We start from the raw sequence: 17311 nt of genomic DNA on the forward strand, positions 1-17311 counted from the left end.
CTTAAATTTAGGCGGAAAATATGTTATGATTTAATCATGTTAAGTCGTGAAGCGTTTTATAAACAGAAAGAAGCTTGCAAAATGAATGAAAATAAAGTCGTAAAATTTTCCTACGAACAGCTTGATCGTCTTTGCATGGATGCTTTTCAAAAGTTTGGTTTTAACGCGAAACAGGCTTCCATCATTACCGATGTTTTATTAACTGCCGATATGTATGGTATTCAAAGTCATGGCATGCAGCGAATGGTCCGCTACTATAAGGGAATTCAAAAAGGGACGATGAAAGTTGATGCCAAGCCAGAAATCGTTTTTGAAACTCCAGTTTCGGCGGTAGTTGACGGCCATGATGGCATGGGACAGCTTAATGGGCATTTCGCGATGGAACTGGCAATCGCCAAAGCCAAGAAAGCAGGCGTTGGAATCGTTTCGGTTCGTAATTCAAATCATTACGGTATTGCCGGGTACTATGCCAAAATGGCCGCTAAAGAAGGCATGCTTGGTTTTTCCTGTACCAACAGCGAGGCCATCATGGTCCCAACGTTTGGCAGACAGGCAATGATCGGTTCCAATCCACAAGCCTGGTGCGTGCCAGCACGGCCTTATGACTTTTTGTTTGATGCGTCAACGACGGTCGTTACGCGGGGCAAGCTGGAGATGTACAATAAGCTGGATCAGCCATTGCCAGATGGTTGGGCCTTGGATGCACAAGGCGAGCCAACCAACGATGCGGCGATGGTCTTGGACAATATCGTTCACAAAAACGGCGGCGGCATCATGCCTTTGGGCGGCAATACGGAAACGCTGGGGTCGCATAAGGGCTATGGCAATGGGATGGTCGCCGAGATCTTCTCATCGATTCTTTCAATGGGTACGACCTCTGAATCAACCATGCAAAATGGCAAGTCAGGAATCTGCCACGGCTTTATGGCCATCAATCTCAACGCATTTGGTGATGGTGAGGCAATCAGTCAGCACCTTTCTGAATATCTGCAAAAGCTGCGCGATTCTGCTAAGGCAGATGGTCACGACAAGATCTATACGCATGGCGAAAAAGAGATCCTGGCCATGGCTGATCGTAAGGCAAACGGGATTCCGGTCATTGATAAGACAATGACTGAGGTCAAGGATTTATGCGACTACCTGGATCTGGATTTTGCCGACTACTTTGGCGAATATCAACCGCCAAAAGCTGAGGGAATGTTTGTCGGCAATTATTAAAATAAAAGGACTTTGGTGGCAATGCATCAAAGTCCTTTTATTTAGTTCGGCAGCTTTTTTGGCGTTACCGACAGCGTTTTTTGACCACGGAAGGTTACAAAACCAGGCTTGGCACCGCTTGGCTTATGCAGGTTCTTTACCGGCAGATAGTCAACCGATACGTGGGCAGAGTCGCGCCCCTTAGAGAACCATGCTGCCAGCTGAGCCGCCTGCAGGATCGTTTCTTTGCTAGGGTTGGAATCGCGAATCACGACATGCGAGCCAGGCATATCCTTGACGTGCAGCCAGATTTCGTTTTTATTGGCCGTTTTAAAACTCAGCCGGTCGTTTTGCAGATTGTTTTTGCCGACCAAAATGACCGTACCATCAGCGGCATGGAAGACTTCAGGCTTGGAAACAGGAATCTTGCGCTGCTTTTTGCCTTTTTTGTGTTTAGCCTTGATGTATTCCTGCTGCTGGAGCTCAAGTCGAATCTCTTGAACGTCACTTGGATTGGCCAGGTCGATCTGGCTGAGAATCGTTTCAAAGTAATCAATTTCTTTTTGCGTAATCGCCATTTGCTCGTTGACGTATTTAACTGAAGCCTTGAGCTTGTTATAGCGCGTGAAGTATTTTTGAGCGTTGCGAGAAGGCGACAGATCAGGCTGCAACGTGATCTTAAGCGGTCGATTCTCATCATAGAAATTAGGCAGCTCAACTGACTGGGCGCCACGGGGAACTTGATGCAGCCAGGTAGTGAGCAGTTCGCCTCGGATTCGATAGCGGTCGGCGTCAGCAGCATCAGCCAGCTCTTTTTGAAACTTCTTCATCTTGCGCTGGTCTTTTTTGAGTTCATTATGCACCACTTTTAATACCTGACCGGCTAATTCCTTGGTGCGATCAGACTGTGCCTTGTTGACATAGTAGGCATCGAGCAGCTCAGAAAGCGTGGCAAACGACTGCACCTTGAGATCAGCGGTATTGATAGGAGTAAAAGCCGCGAAACTAGTTTTGTTTTTTTCGTTAGTAATCAGAACTGGTTGCGGGGCCTCGAAATGACGCAGAAAAGTTTGGTAGGCGCTTGGCAGACTGTCGCTGGCCAAAAGCTCGGCCGCCAGTTCGCTAGCAGTTTCCGGTGCCAGTCCTTGATAGCTGGCCTGCAGTTTTTTGGCAAGCTGAATCGGATCATCTTTTAACTCGCGAACCAGGTCAGAATAAATCTGGTTGGGCAGGTAAGGATTGAACCGCGGCTGTTTAGGCGGCATGATGAAGGCTGCTCCCGGTAAAAGCAGGCGGACGCGGTTGACGTCGCTGCCGACATGTTTGATGGCATCAATGATCTTGCCGGTCTTGGCATTAACCAGTGTAACGTTGCTGTGGCGCGCCATGATTTCGACCATCATCACCAGTTCCAATGGGTCGCCCAGCTCATCTAAAGTCGAGAAGGTCAGCTTAACGATCCGGTCGTTTTCAATCTGGGCGACTTCTTTCACCAGCGCTCCTTCCAGATATTTGCGCATGGTCATGGCGAAATTGCTGGGAACAGCGGGATTTTGATAAGGAATCTGCGTGATCTGAATGCGTGGATAGGATGGATTGGCCGAGATCAGCAGGGAGTAGTTATGGCGATTGGCGCGAATTACCATCACCATTTCGGCAGGATAGGGCTGGTTGACCTTGGAGACGCGGCCGCCCTGCAGCGTTTGATTCAGCTCGTGAACCATAGCATGAGTAAAGAAACCGTCAAATGGCATTTTTGCGTTCCTCCTTTGTTTTGCATAACTAATCCATTATAACGTTGATTGCCATCTAAAACCAAATCAGACCAACGATTTATGAAATTAAGGCAACTGGAATTACTGGATAATTGGTTTTGTGAGTTGAATGTGCTATCCTATTAAAATGCAGACCTTGTTTTGAGGCCGGCAGTTTTTAACATGCTATTATTTTTCTAAAATATTATTTTAAATCTGCAATCATACTGGAGGAAAACTAAATGAAAATCGCGGTTGTAACCGACAGTACCGCTTATTTAACCCCACAAGAAGCTGCGGAGAATCAGATTACGGTAGTGCCGATTCCACTGGTGATCGACGGCCAGAGCTATCAAGAAGGCGTCGACATTACGACTGAAGAATTTTACGACAAACTGGCTCATTCAAAGTCATTTCCAAGCACCTCGCAGCCATCGATCGGTCTTTTGATGGAAACCTATCAAAAGCTGGCTGATGAAGGCTACGATGCCGTCATCAGCATTCACCTGACCAAGGCAATCTCAGGCCTGCTCAACACGATTACGCAGATTGCCCAAGACATGCAGGATACGATCAAGATCATCCCGTTTGACTCGCACTTGACGGTCAAGATGATGGGCTATCTGGCCTTGGAAGCCGCTCAATTAGCTCAGGCAGGCGATGATCTGGATGATATCTTAAAAAAGCTGCGCGAATATCAGGATACGTTCAATAATGTCTTTGTCGTTGACGATCTGCAGAACTTGGTGCGGGGCGGCCGGCTTTCCAATGCGTCGGCTTTTATCGGCTCAATTCTAAAGATCAAGCCGCTTTTGACAATGCACACGCAAAACTATGCCATTGAAGCATTTGAAAAGGTACGCTCAATGAAAAAGGCCAAGGCGCGCTGTGAACAGATCTTTGACGAGGACGTGGCCAAGCTCGACTATCCGGTACGGGCAATGGTGCTGCATGCCAACTGTCCTGAAGAAGGGCAAAAATGGCTGGACAAGCTGCAGGCTGATCACCCCGACATTCGCTTTGAATTGAGCTACTTTGGCCCAGTAATCGGCGTTCACCTGGGGCAAGGCGCGCTGGCACTGGCTTGGATGCAGGATACGGCTAAAAAGCCACTGGACTAAGCCTATGCAGCAGCGAACAAAAGACTGTCTCTGGGCACTGGGACTAACGGCTTTAATGGTGATCGTTGGTCTGCTGCGTCTGTCAACGCCACTGCCGAGCGGACAGGTTGCCATTGAGCTGGCCGGAGTCATTGGCCTGAGTGCAATGGTTGGCTTGAATCTGCGCTGGGGTGCCGGCATTACGACGATGGGAACGGTGATTCTGCTCTTGCTTGGCAAGGCCGATTGGATGACGGTTCTGGATATGGCCGTTGACATGGTGATGGTCAGTGCCTTGATTGGCTGGCAGCTGCCACGCGACGTTAAGGTAACGCATCGGCAGGCGATTGGAGTCGGCGTGGCAGCCGGCATCTCACAATGGATTACGGCCGAGGTGCTTTGCGGCATTGCGGGGGATGCATTTGCTCATGGAACGGGCATCATGCCTTTTATGCGGCTGGCCCTGCCTGCGACGCTGCTGACGGCCCTGTTGTACATGCTGCTGATTCCGCCGCTTTCACTGGTGATTCGGCATTTCAACTGGCAGCCGCCGCAAGATAGCAATCAGTCGAAAAAAACGCGTTCCATGGTAATTGACTTGAGCGATCATCAGGGAATGCCGAAAGAACAAGATGATCATCATGATAAGGACTAACCTGGTTTGAATTGACAAACGCTGCTGGTTAGGATATTCTTAAATTATTAAAAAACAATGAGGTAAACTGATGGCTATTCAAATGATGATGCAAAAAATGTGCTGTCCATGCTGCATGCATTGCCGCGTGTTTTTTGCTCTGCCATCAGATTACATGACCAAATGATGCAGCCGTGACAGGTTGCTGATCGAGTCAAGGGATTACTGGCGGTGAGCTGGTAGTCCCTTTTTTATTTTGTAAAGGAGATAAGTTTATGAAAAAGCCGATCGTTGGCATTTCAGGCAGCGAACTGACCAAAAATGTCGGTCCTTTCGTTGGCTATCGCCGCAGCTACGTCAACAAGGACTATAGCGAGGCGGTCATCAAAAATGGCGGTGTTCCGATGATTATTCCGTTCAATGAGGATGCCGACGTAACCGAGTCTCAGCTAGAACTGGTTGATGCCTTGATTCTTTCGGGCGGTCAAGATATTGATTCGGAAAGTTATGGCGAAGAGCCGCAGCCCGAACAAGGCACGGTCTGGCAGGCGCGCGATCAGTTTGACATGCAGCTGTTAAAGCTGGCCGAAAAGCGTGGCATCCCGGTGCTGGGCATCTGCCGGGGCGCTCAGCTGATCAACGTCTTTCACGGCGGCTCGCTCTATCAGGATCTTAAGTACTATCCGGTGCCGACGCTCAAGCATTGGCAGGGCGATACGCCATGGTGGCAGGCGACGCATCAAGTCAAGCTGGTTAAGGATACGCATTTGGCGGCGATTTTTGACCAAGTGCCTCGCCTGCGGGTTAATTCCTACCATCATCAGCTGATTAAAAAAGTTGGTAAGGGACTAAAGGTTAATGCATTAGCGCAGGATGGCGTCTATGAGGGAATTGAAAACGAAACGGGAACGGTGCTTGGTGTCCAGTGGCATCCTGAAATGCTGCGCAATCACCAAGCAGAAATGAACCGGCTGTTTGACTATCTGATCAAATGCGCCAACGGGAAAGGCAGGGATGAACATGCAGAATAAGACTGACAAACTGGGCTTTTGGTCAATCGTCTTATTGGCAATCAATTCAATTATCGGTTCCGGAATCTTTTTGACGCCAGGTTCGGTCGTGACCATGGTGGGAACTAAGGCGCCGCTGGTTTATCTGATCGCGGCGGTTTTTGCGGCAATGCTGGCCTTGACGTTTGCCGCGGCAGCCAAGTACGTTACCAAAAGCGGTGCGGCCTATTCCTATGCTAAGGCAGCCTATGGCGAGAACATGGGCTTTTACATGGGCGTCGTGCGGTTCTTTTCGGCTAGCGTTGCCTGGGGCGTGATGGGAGTTGGCGTAATCAAGAGTACGCTTTCCATTTTTGGTGCTGACTCAACCAGCTTTAAAAACATTACCTGGGGGTTTGTTGTCTTAATGGCGATTATTTTACTGATCAATTTCTTTGGGCAGCGCTTCTTAACCTGGGTCAGCAACCTGGCAACCATCGGCAAGCTGTTGGCGCTGGGCTTGATTATCATTGCGGGAATCATTGTCTTTTTAAAAACCGGCGTCAGTCATTTTCACGATCTGGACACGCTTAAAGCCGCCAATGGACAGCCTTTGATTCCCAAGCTCACGACTTCTGGCTTGGTGATGGCAGTTATCGCAGCCTTTTATGCCTTTACCGGTTTTGAGAGCGTGGCGAGCGGTTCTGAAGACATGAAGGATCCGCAAAAGAATCTGCCCCGGGCTATTCCATTAGCAATTATGGTCATCGCACTGGTTTATATCGGTACAATTTTGGTGGCGATGGCAATCAATCCGGCTGCAATTGTCAAAACTAAACAGGTCGTAGCCATTACCGCGATTTTTCAGGCTCGATGGCTGCGCGTCTTGATTGAGCTGGGCGCGCTGATTTCAATGTTCGGGATCAATGTCGCCGCTTCGTTTCACACGCCGCGGGTTTTAGAGGCCATGGCCAAAGAGCATCAGGCACCGCAATGGCTGGCCAAGCGAACCAGGCATGACTTTCCGGTTTATCCGTTTATAATTACGCTGGCTTTGGCAATCTTTATCCCAATGGCTTTTCAGTACAACATGACGGCAATTATCGTACTGAGTGCCATGGTGCGGTTCTTTGAGTTTATCGTGATTCCATTGGGCGTGATTCGTTTTTATCGGGGAGCCAATGTTGAACCGGTGCTTACGGCAGAGCGGAACAGGCTGACGGATGTATTGCTGCCGGTACTGTCGGTTGCCTTTACGATCTTTTTGCTGTTCAAGTTTGACTGGGTCGGTGAGTTTGGTATCAGTACTGCTCAAGGCATCGTGCCCAATTGGTTTGCAATCATCGGTATGGCAGTTGGGTTCGTAATTTTGCCAGCAGGACTCTTTATGATGCTTCGCCATGAAAAAAGTTAATTATCTGATGCGACCCAGCGGACTGGCTGGGTCTTTTTAATGTTTTGGTTGGCAGACGCAGATGCTCAGTAGCAGCCAGATGGCAAAAATCGCTAAAAAACTGCCTCAAGTAGGTAAATTTTTAAAAATCCAGTATGCACTTACCTACTATTGAGAAAAAAGCGACGCATAGTAGGTAATTTTAGTTTCCGCTACCATTGAATTTTAATTTTCTGCCCAAAGTCAGTTTTGCGACCGCTCCACAGCGCTGATAATTAGCTTTCTGTAGGGATGGTGCAATGGTGATCTAGTTAATTAGCTTAGAACATCAGCATCTTTATAACAAGTCACTTAACAGTTTTAAAAATTAGACGGTAATATTAAAAACGTCCATTATATCCTCGATGATGCAATTCTGCTATTTAACTGTATTGAAGCAATTACGGTTAATAAGACTTTTCAAAAAGGGCTGGCATTATGAATAATGAAAAAAAAATCATCTGTTTATAAAATGATATTTATTTTTTTATAAACAGTTATTTGTAAGCGCTTAATAAAAGACGTAATGGCTGAGAAAAAGCAAAAATTTAAAGTTTAATCCTCTGTTTATCTGCGCTATTTTTAGAGTAAGAAGGAGATTGTTTATATACTTTTTCTTAAAAATAGTCGAATTGCAATTGAATAGGCTTAAGGATAGCAGAGAGTGTTTTTGCAATCCAAAAGTGAATGGGGGAAGTCAATATGCATGATGAAAAAATACATTACAAAATGTACAAAGATGGCAAACAGTGGGCCTTTGCCGCGATCGTGACGTTTACTTTTACGATTGTGCCCATGACGATGATGACGAATCGTGCGGCCGCGGCCAGTACTGCTGAGCCGGCTGTTAATCTGCAAAATAGCGCGGCCACGTCAAGCAGCAGTGCCGTTACTTTGTCAGCCGGCGCAACACAGGACACGGCAACTGGCAGTTCTGCTGCTGCAACCGTAGATTCACTGACGAATTCGACGGCTGCCCAGGCACAATCGGTATCGACATCCAGTATGGCGGCAACCGTTGCTAGCCAGTCAGCCGCGATATCAGCAGAACGTGCTGCTGCAGCGACGGCAAGTCAGACGGCGGCTTCAGCGACTGCGGCAAAGTCCGGCCAAACGTCATCGACAGCTAGTCAGACCGTGACATCTAGTCAAGCAGCTTCATCCAGTACCAAATCGGCAAGTCAGGTGTCGGTGGCCCGTCAATCAGCAGCCAACAGTCAAGCGGGCACTGGCAAAACGATTACGCTTGATCTAAAACAGGTCGCGTCAACGGCAGCCGTCAGCACGGATGCAATTGCCAATCGTCTGGTCGCTAATGGTCTTAACGATACGGCAGCAACTTTTTCGGTTAAGGATCCTGAATATCCAAGCTCAATGTACGTTGATCCTGATACAAACCGCTACACCTTCTTTTGGGCCACCAGCCGCAATAATCGGACTGGCAAGACCGGGGAATACAACATTGTCTTGTCAACGGATCGTTCCGGCAGCGGGATCTTGTACGTAACGATTCTTGATTCTACCAATAAAAAAGTTCTTAATGAATATACGATTAATGAAGATGACTATGAATATTACGTTGAAACAAGTAAGGATTCATGGTCAGGAGTATATCTGGGTCGCATCTATAATGACCATTATTCAGGCGTCATTCGTAATCCCTATGATTCTAGTACATACTACAACTGGAGCCCGCGTTTTAACGTCAACCAAGGGGGCGCAGTTTCTGACAGTACCTACTACACGATTCTTAGTTTTATGATTCCTAAGCTGGTTACGCAGACCACGTCCTATGTTGACGACAGCGGCAATCAGATCGCTCAAAGCCACGTTCAGCAAGGATTAAGCGGTCAAGTCTACACCACGACTGGCGGCAAGGTCGTCAATGGCTACTATGAAACCGTACCAAGCAACAGCAGCGGCTACATGTCTGAATTTGGCAAGATTGGCGATACATATACCAAAGACTGGCACAGTGGCGATAAGGTCGACTTCACTCAGACTGGCGCTGATGGAACGATGCGCGCAGACTACTACTATAACAATCGTCTGCGTGGTTCCTACACGTTGACGCCAAGCGGAGCAGGATCGTCAGTTACCGTCGAATCTGGCAGTGGCGGTAATATAACGATCTACAACATCTATATCCCGCAGACGCGCAACGTGCAGTATGTCTACAAAAAACTGGGTAATCTGGTGATTGATTCAACTGACGCGGCGTTTGATGCTGCCAAAAAGACCAAGACGCAGTATGCCAACGATCCTGATGACGCAACCAGCGCGGCTGATGTCACGTTACCGACAATTGCCGGCTTCGTACCGTTCATCAATGGCGTCGCGGTTACGGATTATACCTTTAACCCAACCAAATACATAACTTCTTTGGATCAAGACATTACGGTTGTCTATCGGGCCAAGCAGAATGCGCGGGTTGACTTCATTGATCAAGACAGCGGCAATCAGGTGATCTCCAGCAGCGGCACGCTGACTGATTTTGATGGTCAGCCGATCAACTTCTCAACGGCTGATCAGCTTAAGCAGCTGGTCTATGATGCCAAGACGAATCCAAATGGCAAGTACGATCTGGTCAACGACGGCTTTCCAGCTGGCGCCACTTATGACAGCAATGCCAATATCGATCAGGTCTATCAGGTCGTCTTAAAGCATCATCATGAAACCGTTGATGGCAAGACGGATCCAGCCAACGGTCAAAAAACGGTCAAGCGCACGATCGAATACTACTACCAAGGTGATGGCCAAGCCGCGCCATCGGTTGAGCAAAAGGTTACGTTTACGCGGACCGGTGATCGTGACCGTGTAACTGGTGCTACGACTTGGGAAGATTGGAGCAAGGTCGCTGCCCAAAACGTTGAGCAAAAAGACTCGCCAAAGATCAATGGCTATACAGCTGATAAACTGACGGTGGCTGGCGCGACGATCAAGGCAACGGACAAAGACTCGACCGTGACGGTAACCTACGTGCCAAATAAACAGGCGGTCAAGGTTATCTATCATGACGATACGACCAATCAAGATCTGGCCGTTAAGGAATTCTCCGGTAATTCCGGGGCTGACAGTGGCCGAAACACGAAGGCCGCGATTGCTGAATACGTCAAGCAGCACCTCAAATTGGTCAGTGACAGCACGAATGGTCAAAACATCATCTTTGACAAGGACGATAAAAATGATCAGACCTATGTCGTTCATTTCGTTCATGAAACCGAAGCCGTCAAGCGAACCAAGACCGTTACTGAAACGATCGAACACCACAAGGCCATCAAGCAGCTGGATGGCACGACTAAATATGTCGACGTCAAAGACCAGCTGCCAGTCTACTATGATACGCTGACCTTCAATGAATCTGGGGTGCATGACCTGTACACCGATCAGACGACCTGGAACGGTGACTGGACCCCAACGCAGACTTTTAAGACCGTTGTTTCGCCAACGCTTGCCGGCTACACGCCTGACGTGGCTCAAGTCGATGCCGTTGCAATTACGGTTACTGATGCCAACTATGGCCAGTCGCTAAACGTTCACCATGACATTATCTATGTCGGCAAGAGTCAGATCCTGGTTGTCAACTATATTGACGACACAACGCATCAAGTCCTTGAACACTGGACGGGAACCGGTCAATCAGGTCAGACGCTGGACTACACGACCGCAGCGACGATCAATAAGTATCTAGGGCAGCATTACGTCTTGGTATCGGATGCCACCCACGGAAACCAGCCAGTCCTGGATGAAGACGACATCAGCAACAACCAGGTTCTGGAGGTTCATCTGAAGCATCAGACGACAAGTACCAGTCGGACGATGAAAGTCACCGAAGAAATCAAGTATGTCTACAAGGGTGATGCCAATTATCAGGACGGCACGCTGGTTGATCAGAGTCTGCTGAAGCAAGCCAACCCGCTGACCAGAGAGCTTGTCTTTGAACAGGATGGCGTAACTGATAACGTCACTAATACAACGACCTGGAATCAAGACTGGAAACAGACCAAATCATTTAAGGCAGTTACCACGCCAAATCTGATGGGCTATTCCGTTTCTGTCGATGAGGTTCCGGCTCAAAGCGTGACGATCGATGCCTCAACGTTTGATCAAAAGGGCAAGACCTACTCGTTTACGGTCAACTATACGCCGCTCAAACAAACCGCGCTGATCAAATATATCGATGGCTCAGATAACGATAAAGTGCTGGAGACTGACACGCAAACCGGGCTTTCCAATCAAAAACTGGACTACACGAGCATTCGCAACCAGATCCTGGCCAAGTATGCCAACTACGAGGTTGCTTCTGATGAAACGGAAAACGGGATCGTCTTTAATGATAATGCCGGCCAAGATCAGATCTTTAAAATCGTCTTAAAGCACAAGACAGCAGCAGTAACGCGTTCAGTTGAAGTTAAGCAGATCATTCACTTTAAGTTCAGCGATAACCATCAGCAGCCTTGGGATCAGACCAGCACGCTGACGTTTACGCAAAATGGGGTCAAGGATCTGGTAACCGACCAGATTGACTGGGACAGCAGCTATTCAAAGACCCAGTATTTTAAAGAAGTAAAAGCCAAACCAATCGCCGGCTACACGCCAGATATCCAGATGCTGGCTTCGCGTAAGATTACCGTTACCAATGACAACTTTGTAAATGGTCAGTTTGAAGGAACGATCACCTATTCGCCAAATCGGCAGTACATTTCAGTCTCGTATATTGACGATACCACGGGCAAGCAGCTGGCAAACGAGGTCTTAAACGGCTATTCAAATACCATCGCCTACAGTACGACTGAACCGAACAAAAAATATAGTACGACTGAACTGATCAAAAACTATCTTGGCCAAGGTTATGAGCTGGTTTCTGATTCAACCAATGGAGCAGCTGAGCTGAAATTCGATGCTACTGATGATCCTTATGACCAGGTCTATGCCGTTCATCTAAAGCATGGCTATGAAGATACACAACGGACTAAGACAGTCGTTGAAGAAATCAAGTATCAATACGAAAACGGCAAATCGGTACAAGATCCGTACCACAAAGAGCTCACGTTTACGCAGAAAGGGCAGTTAGACAAGGTCACCAAGGCAACGGACTGGAACGGTGACTGGACACCTGCTCAGACGCTGGCTAAGGTTGACTCGCCAACGATTACTGGCTATCACTATGACTATGCTGGCGAACCGGAGCGTACAATTACCATTACTAATGACAACTATGACACGGACTTGAATATCTATCGGACGGTTACCTACTATGCCGACTCACAAAACGTCGCGATCGTCTACGTTGATACCAAGACGAACAATGCGATCGCCAGCGAGTCTTTGGAAGGCAAGACGGGCAATCAGCAGCAATACGATGCCGATGCGTTTATTCAAAAGAAACTAAAGAACTACCAAAACTACACGCTTGTTAAAGATGAGACGCAAAATGGCATCATGTTCCCAACTGATGGCCAGTTGAAGGTCTACTATGTCTACCTTGGTCATAAGACTGAAACTGTTTCTCGAACCGCAAACGTCAAGCAGATTATTCACTACCAGTCGACTGATGGACGCAAGCTGGCAGAGGATACGATTGTCAACAAGCAGGCCAGCCAAACTGGAACGCATGACCTGGTTGACGACACAACGGCTTGGGGTGAATGGACGCAGGCCGATTTTGATGCGGTTCAGGCACCGATGATCGCTGGCTACACCGACCCTAACCCTGATCAGATTGTTGGCGAGTCATCAGCGGTTACCAACGACAACTGGCAGCAGGATAATACGCTGGAGCATACGATTCTCTACACGCCTAAATCGCAGACGGCGACGATCACCTTTATTGATGACGATGCTAAAGACGCAAGCGATCAGCAAATGTCAACCGTGACTCTGAACGGCTACTCCAACGAAGACAGCGGCTACAATACCAGTTCGGCAATCGCCAGCTACGAACAGATTGGCTACGTTAAGTTCAGTGATGGCACTAATGGTCAAAACGTGATCTTTGATGCTAATGATGCTGCCGACCAAAGCTTTGAGGTTCACTTCAAGCACGGCAAGAAATCGACTTCGCGCAATGTCACCTACCAGCGGGTTATTACCTATATCTATGGCAATGGCGGCAAGGCGGGCCAAAACGTCTTTGATCCCGAGACGCAGACCCTTGAGTTTACACAGAATGGGACTCAGGATCTCGTCAACAAGCAGGTTACCTGGGACAAGCTTGACGCGCAAAGCTTTAAAGAAGTGCCTTCGCAAAAGATCGCGGGCTATGTCTATGACAAGGCAGTCGTGCCAGTTTCTGCGATCAGCCCGGCTGATAGTGATTTTGCCCAAAAAACGGTGGTCATTAATGAGACCGTAACCTACACGGCCCAGCCGCAAAAAGCCAAGATCTACTTTATCGATGGCACGACGCCAACTGGCCACCAGCTGCTTTTTAAGGAACTGAGCGGCTTGTCGGACATGAACAGCGGCTATACAACGACCGACATGATCAAAGGCCTTGAACAGTTGCATTACCAATTGCTTACCGATGAAACGAACGGCCAAGAGATCGTCTTTGATCATAATGATGAAGATCAGGTCTACTATGTCTACTTTGGTCATGAAACCGAAAAGGACTCGCGCACTAAGACCGTTACCGAAACCATTGATTATGTAAAAGATGGCGTTGTGCTTAAAGATCAGCGGGTAACTAAAGAACTGAACTTCAAACAGGATGGGGTCAAGGATCTGGTTAACGATATCGTTGACTGGAACGGCACGTGGACGCCAACTCAGAAATTTGCTGCCGTACCTTCACCAACGATTAAAGGTTATAAGGCGGTTCCTGGTCAGGTTGATGAGATTGCCATTACGGTAAATAATGACAACTACAACCAGGATCTAGACGTCTACAAGCAGGTTGTCTACACTGCCAACCCGCAGTCAGCCTACATTGAATACTTCGATCAGGATACTGGGACCATCATTGGCGAAAAGAATCTGACTGGCTTTAGCAATCAATTAAGCGACTATTCGACGGTCAATGTGATTAAAGCTTGGGCAGCCAAGGGTTATGATTTAGTCAAAGATGAGACGGGCGGCCAGCCAATCCGGTTTGATGATGACGATAATGTTTCGCAAAGCTTTGTCGTCTACCTCAAGCATCGTCATGCAGCAGTTAACCGGTCAGTTAAGGTTCAGCGGGTCGTGCACTACGTCTTTCGGGATGGACCAAAGCAGGGGCAAATGGCGGCATCTGACTATCATGACCCAGCTGCCGATTTGACCTTTGAACAAACCGGTGATGAGGATCTGGTCACGCATACGATCGTTTATGATGCCACATACAAGAAGCAGGCCCAATTTGGCGAACTGATCCTGACGCACGGAGCAGACTATGACGCCATTGCCGAATTGATTCCAGGCTATCATCTGAACGTCAACACGCTTAGTCCTAAGACGGTCGTTATTGATGCTGATACGTTTGACAAGGCCAGTGACGGGGTCTTCACGGTTGCCGATACGGTCTACTACATTATCGACAACCAACTGGCTAACATCAATTACGTCGATGATGATCTTGATGAAAAAGTCGTCACGATTGATCAGACAACCGGTCAGTCTGGGGCCAAGAGCAGCTATGACTCGGCTAAGACTTTGGGACAGCTTCTCTATGATAAACAGACCAACCCGACCGGCCAATACGATCTAGTCAGTGACGGCACAAAAGATGGCATTGTTTTTGACTTGGATGACCAGGTTGATCAGACGTTTGTCGTTCATTTGAAGCATCATATTCTAAAACAGGCGGCCAACCGTGAAAAGACCATCAAGCAGACGGTGCTCTATAAATACGCGGATGGCACGCAGGCGGCTGATCCATACTCTGGAAAGGACATGACGTTTAAGCAGACTGGCGACCTGGACATGGTTACCGGCGCGATTGACTGGAATGGTGCCTGGATGACTGACGAACGGCAAGGTAAGTTTGACGATGTTACCTCACCGACGATCAAAGGCTACACGCCAGACGTGACGGTTCTGTCGCACAGTTCGCTGACTATGGACAACGACAAGTATGACGCGCCAATCGATCTGCTGGACATCGTAACCTATAGTCCAAATGATCAGACGGCAATCATCAAATATGTCGACATCGATAATGGCGGCTCATTGGTTGCCTACGATGAAGCAAAGGGCAAGACCAATGAGCAGATTAATTACTACACTAAAGATCAGCTCAGCAAACTGGTCTACGATGAGCAGACCAACCCAACCGGCAAGTACGTTTTGGTCAGTGATGGCTTTGCCCAGGCATTAGTCGCCGCGCAAGCCCAAGGACAACAGCTGCGGTTTGACAATGATGATCAAAATTACCAGCTGTTTACGATCTATCTGCGTCACCATTACAGCAGTGTTGATCCGGACACTGATCCGGCCAGCGGCATTCGCAAGGTTTCTCAGATCATCCACTATGTCTACCAAGACAGCCAGCAGCCGGCCGCCAACGATAACGTGCAGGTACTGACTTTTAAACGGGTTGGCTACCAAGATGACGTGACGGGCAAGGTGTACTGGCCGCTTTGGGAAACCGTGGCATCACAAAAGACGGTTGCCGTTGCTTCACCGACAATTAAGGGCTATACGCCAGTCAATGGTCAGACTGAGATTGGCGCAAATGAGATCGCGGCCGTTCAAAAAGACGATGTCGTGATCTATGTCAACTACGCCGCTGATCCGCAACAAGCAAGAATCAATTACGTTGATCAAGATACTGGTCAGACGATTCAAAGCGATAAGGTTGATGGCGTAACCGATGCCAAGATTGACTACAGCACGGCTGATCAGATCAAGCAGCTGATCAATAAAGGCTACGTTTTGGTCAGTGACGAGTTTACTCAGGCTCAAGACGCAGGAAAGGCAGTCTTTGATCGGGATGGCAATGCTTTGCAGACGTTCACCGTTACGCTCAAGCATGGCACGCAGGTAATCGATCCCAACCATCCGGATCCTGACAATCCAATTTTGCCGGAAACTCCAATTAATCCTGCCGATCCAACCGGTCCAGTTTGGCCAGCCAAGGATCAGTATGACCACACGACGCGGGCTATCGTACATTATCAAGATGCATCCGGCAACTCATTAGCACCAGACAGCATTCAGACGGCACGGTGGACGCGGACGATTACGGTTGACAAGGTGACAGGACAGATCATTGCCGCCACGGACTGGACGAGTGATCCGACTGAATACGCGACAGTCAGTTCACCAGCAATTGACGGCTACACGCCTGATCAGACGACGGTTGCATTTGAGATGACGCCAGCCGACCAAGTCAAGACGGTGCTCTACGCTAAGAACGCCGTGCCGGTTGAACCAGAACAGCCAGCTGAACCAAGTCAACCAGCTGAACCAAGCGAAATCGTTCAGCCAAGCATCGTACGTGATTCGCAGTCAATGCAGACGTCAGCTGAATCGCCAACTGCCAAGACGACGATAAAGCAGCTGCCGCAGACTGGCAATGACAATGATAATGACGCGTCATGGAGCATTATGGGGCTGTTGACGTCATTGCTGGGCATGCTAGGTCTAGCAGGACTCTTTAAGAAGAAGCATGATCGCGGCTAATATTGAATCATAAAGGAAAAGGCTCGCTTAAGGCGGGTCTTTTTTGGTACTCTGATTTGAGATGCTTGGCGAAGTTGGCTAACTAGGTTTTAGCTTCAAATAGCGTCTAGTTTGGAGCGAGCAGGATAGTGTGATTTTGCGGGAGGTTCGATGGGAAGAAACGACAATGCCAGCTTTTAATGTCTTTTTTCATGCGGTGGATTGTAGTTTTGAGGACTTTCAATGCTGTCGAGCTGTTCTGATAGTCCTGATCGCGCAGATTGCTTTGGGTTAATTGAAACGTTGATCAAGCTGCAGCATACCGACCGCAGAAGGGAGCCAGCTGCGGTTATTATGCAAAGAAATCTTGCATAAAACATATGACGAGAAAATCATTACCTATTTTTTCAAAAAGCTGCTGTAAGTAGGTAAAGTTAAGCTAAATATACAATTACCTACTATTGGCTCAAAATCAGCGAATAGTAGGTAGTTGCAGATCCGCAGCCAGTTAAAAACTGATTTTCTTTACAAAGTCAGCAGGCAGATAGTCGTAAAACCGCTGTCAGACTTATGATTTTTGAGTAAACGGATATTGCCATAACTCAGTAACAAAAGCAGTC

At 48.1% G+C, this 17311-nt stretch carries 7 protein-coding genes; 6 read left to right on the top strand and 1 reads right to left on the bottom strand.

Annotation, left to right across the window (positions count from 1 at the left end; translation table 11 throughout):
* Positions 1 to 81: 81 nt before the first annotated feature.
* Complete coding sequence (locus FC47_RS02355) at positions 82 to 1218, top strand: Ldh family oxidoreductase (protein ID WP_045025402.1); 1137 nt, start codon at positions 82 to 84, stop codon at positions 1216 to 1218.
* A gap of 41 nt (positions 1219 to 1259) precedes the next feature.
* On the opposite strand, the gene FC47_RS02360 is transcribed toward FC47_RS02355, so the two are convergent.
* Entirely contained in the window at positions 1260 to 2951 is a 1692-nt protein-coding gene (locus FC47_RS02360) for an NFACT RNA binding domain-containing protein (protein ID WP_056967752.1), read from the bottom strand.
* Positions 2952 to 3193: 242 nt separating this feature from the next.
* Here FC47_RS02360 and FC47_RS02365 point away from each other — a divergent pair, with 242 nt between their 5' ends.
* The 5 genes from FC47_RS02365 (at position 3194) to FC47_RS02385 (ending at position 16712) form a co-directional block, all read left to right on the top strand.
* Positions 3194 to 4072, top strand: a complete 879-nt coding sequence (locus FC47_RS02365) for a DegV family protein (protein ID WP_033935340.1) — start codon at positions 3194 to 3196, stop codon at positions 4070 to 4072.
* 4 nt (positions 4073 to 4076) lie between these two features.
* Positions 4077 to 4706, top strand: a complete 630-nt coding sequence (locus tag FC47_RS02370) for a hypothetical protein (RefSeq protein WP_033935341.1) — start codon at positions 4077 to 4079, stop codon at positions 4704 to 4706.
* Between the two features lie 254 nt (positions 4707 to 4960).
* A complete protein-coding gene (locus tag FC47_RS02375; protein ID WP_056967754.1) occupies positions 4961 to 5716 on the top strand; it encodes a gamma-glutamyl-gamma-aminobutyrate hydrolase family protein in 756 nt (251 codons plus the stop codon).
* The gene (locus tag FC47_RS02380) at positions 5700 to 7088 is read left to right on the top strand and encodes an APC family permease (RefSeq protein WP_056967756.1); all 1389 of its coding nucleotides are present in this window, start codon (positions 5700 to 5702) and stop codon (positions 7086 to 7088) included. Before FC47_RS02375 ends, FC47_RS02380 begins: the two co-directional genes overlap by 17 nt.
* Positions 7089 to 7808: 720 nt before the next feature.
* Complete coding sequence (locus tag FC47_RS02385; RefSeq protein ID WP_056967758.1) at positions 7809 to 16712, top strand: mucin-binding protein; 8904 nt, start codon at positions 7809 to 7811, stop codon at positions 16710 to 16712.
* Positions 16713 to 17311 lie beyond the last annotated feature (599 nt).

The organism is Limosilactobacillus mucosae DSM 13345 (assembly GCF_001436025.1).
In the GTDB taxonomy this organism is placed as follows: Bacteria; Bacillota; Bacilli; order Lactobacillales; family Lactobacillaceae; genus Limosilactobacillus; species Limosilactobacillus mucosae.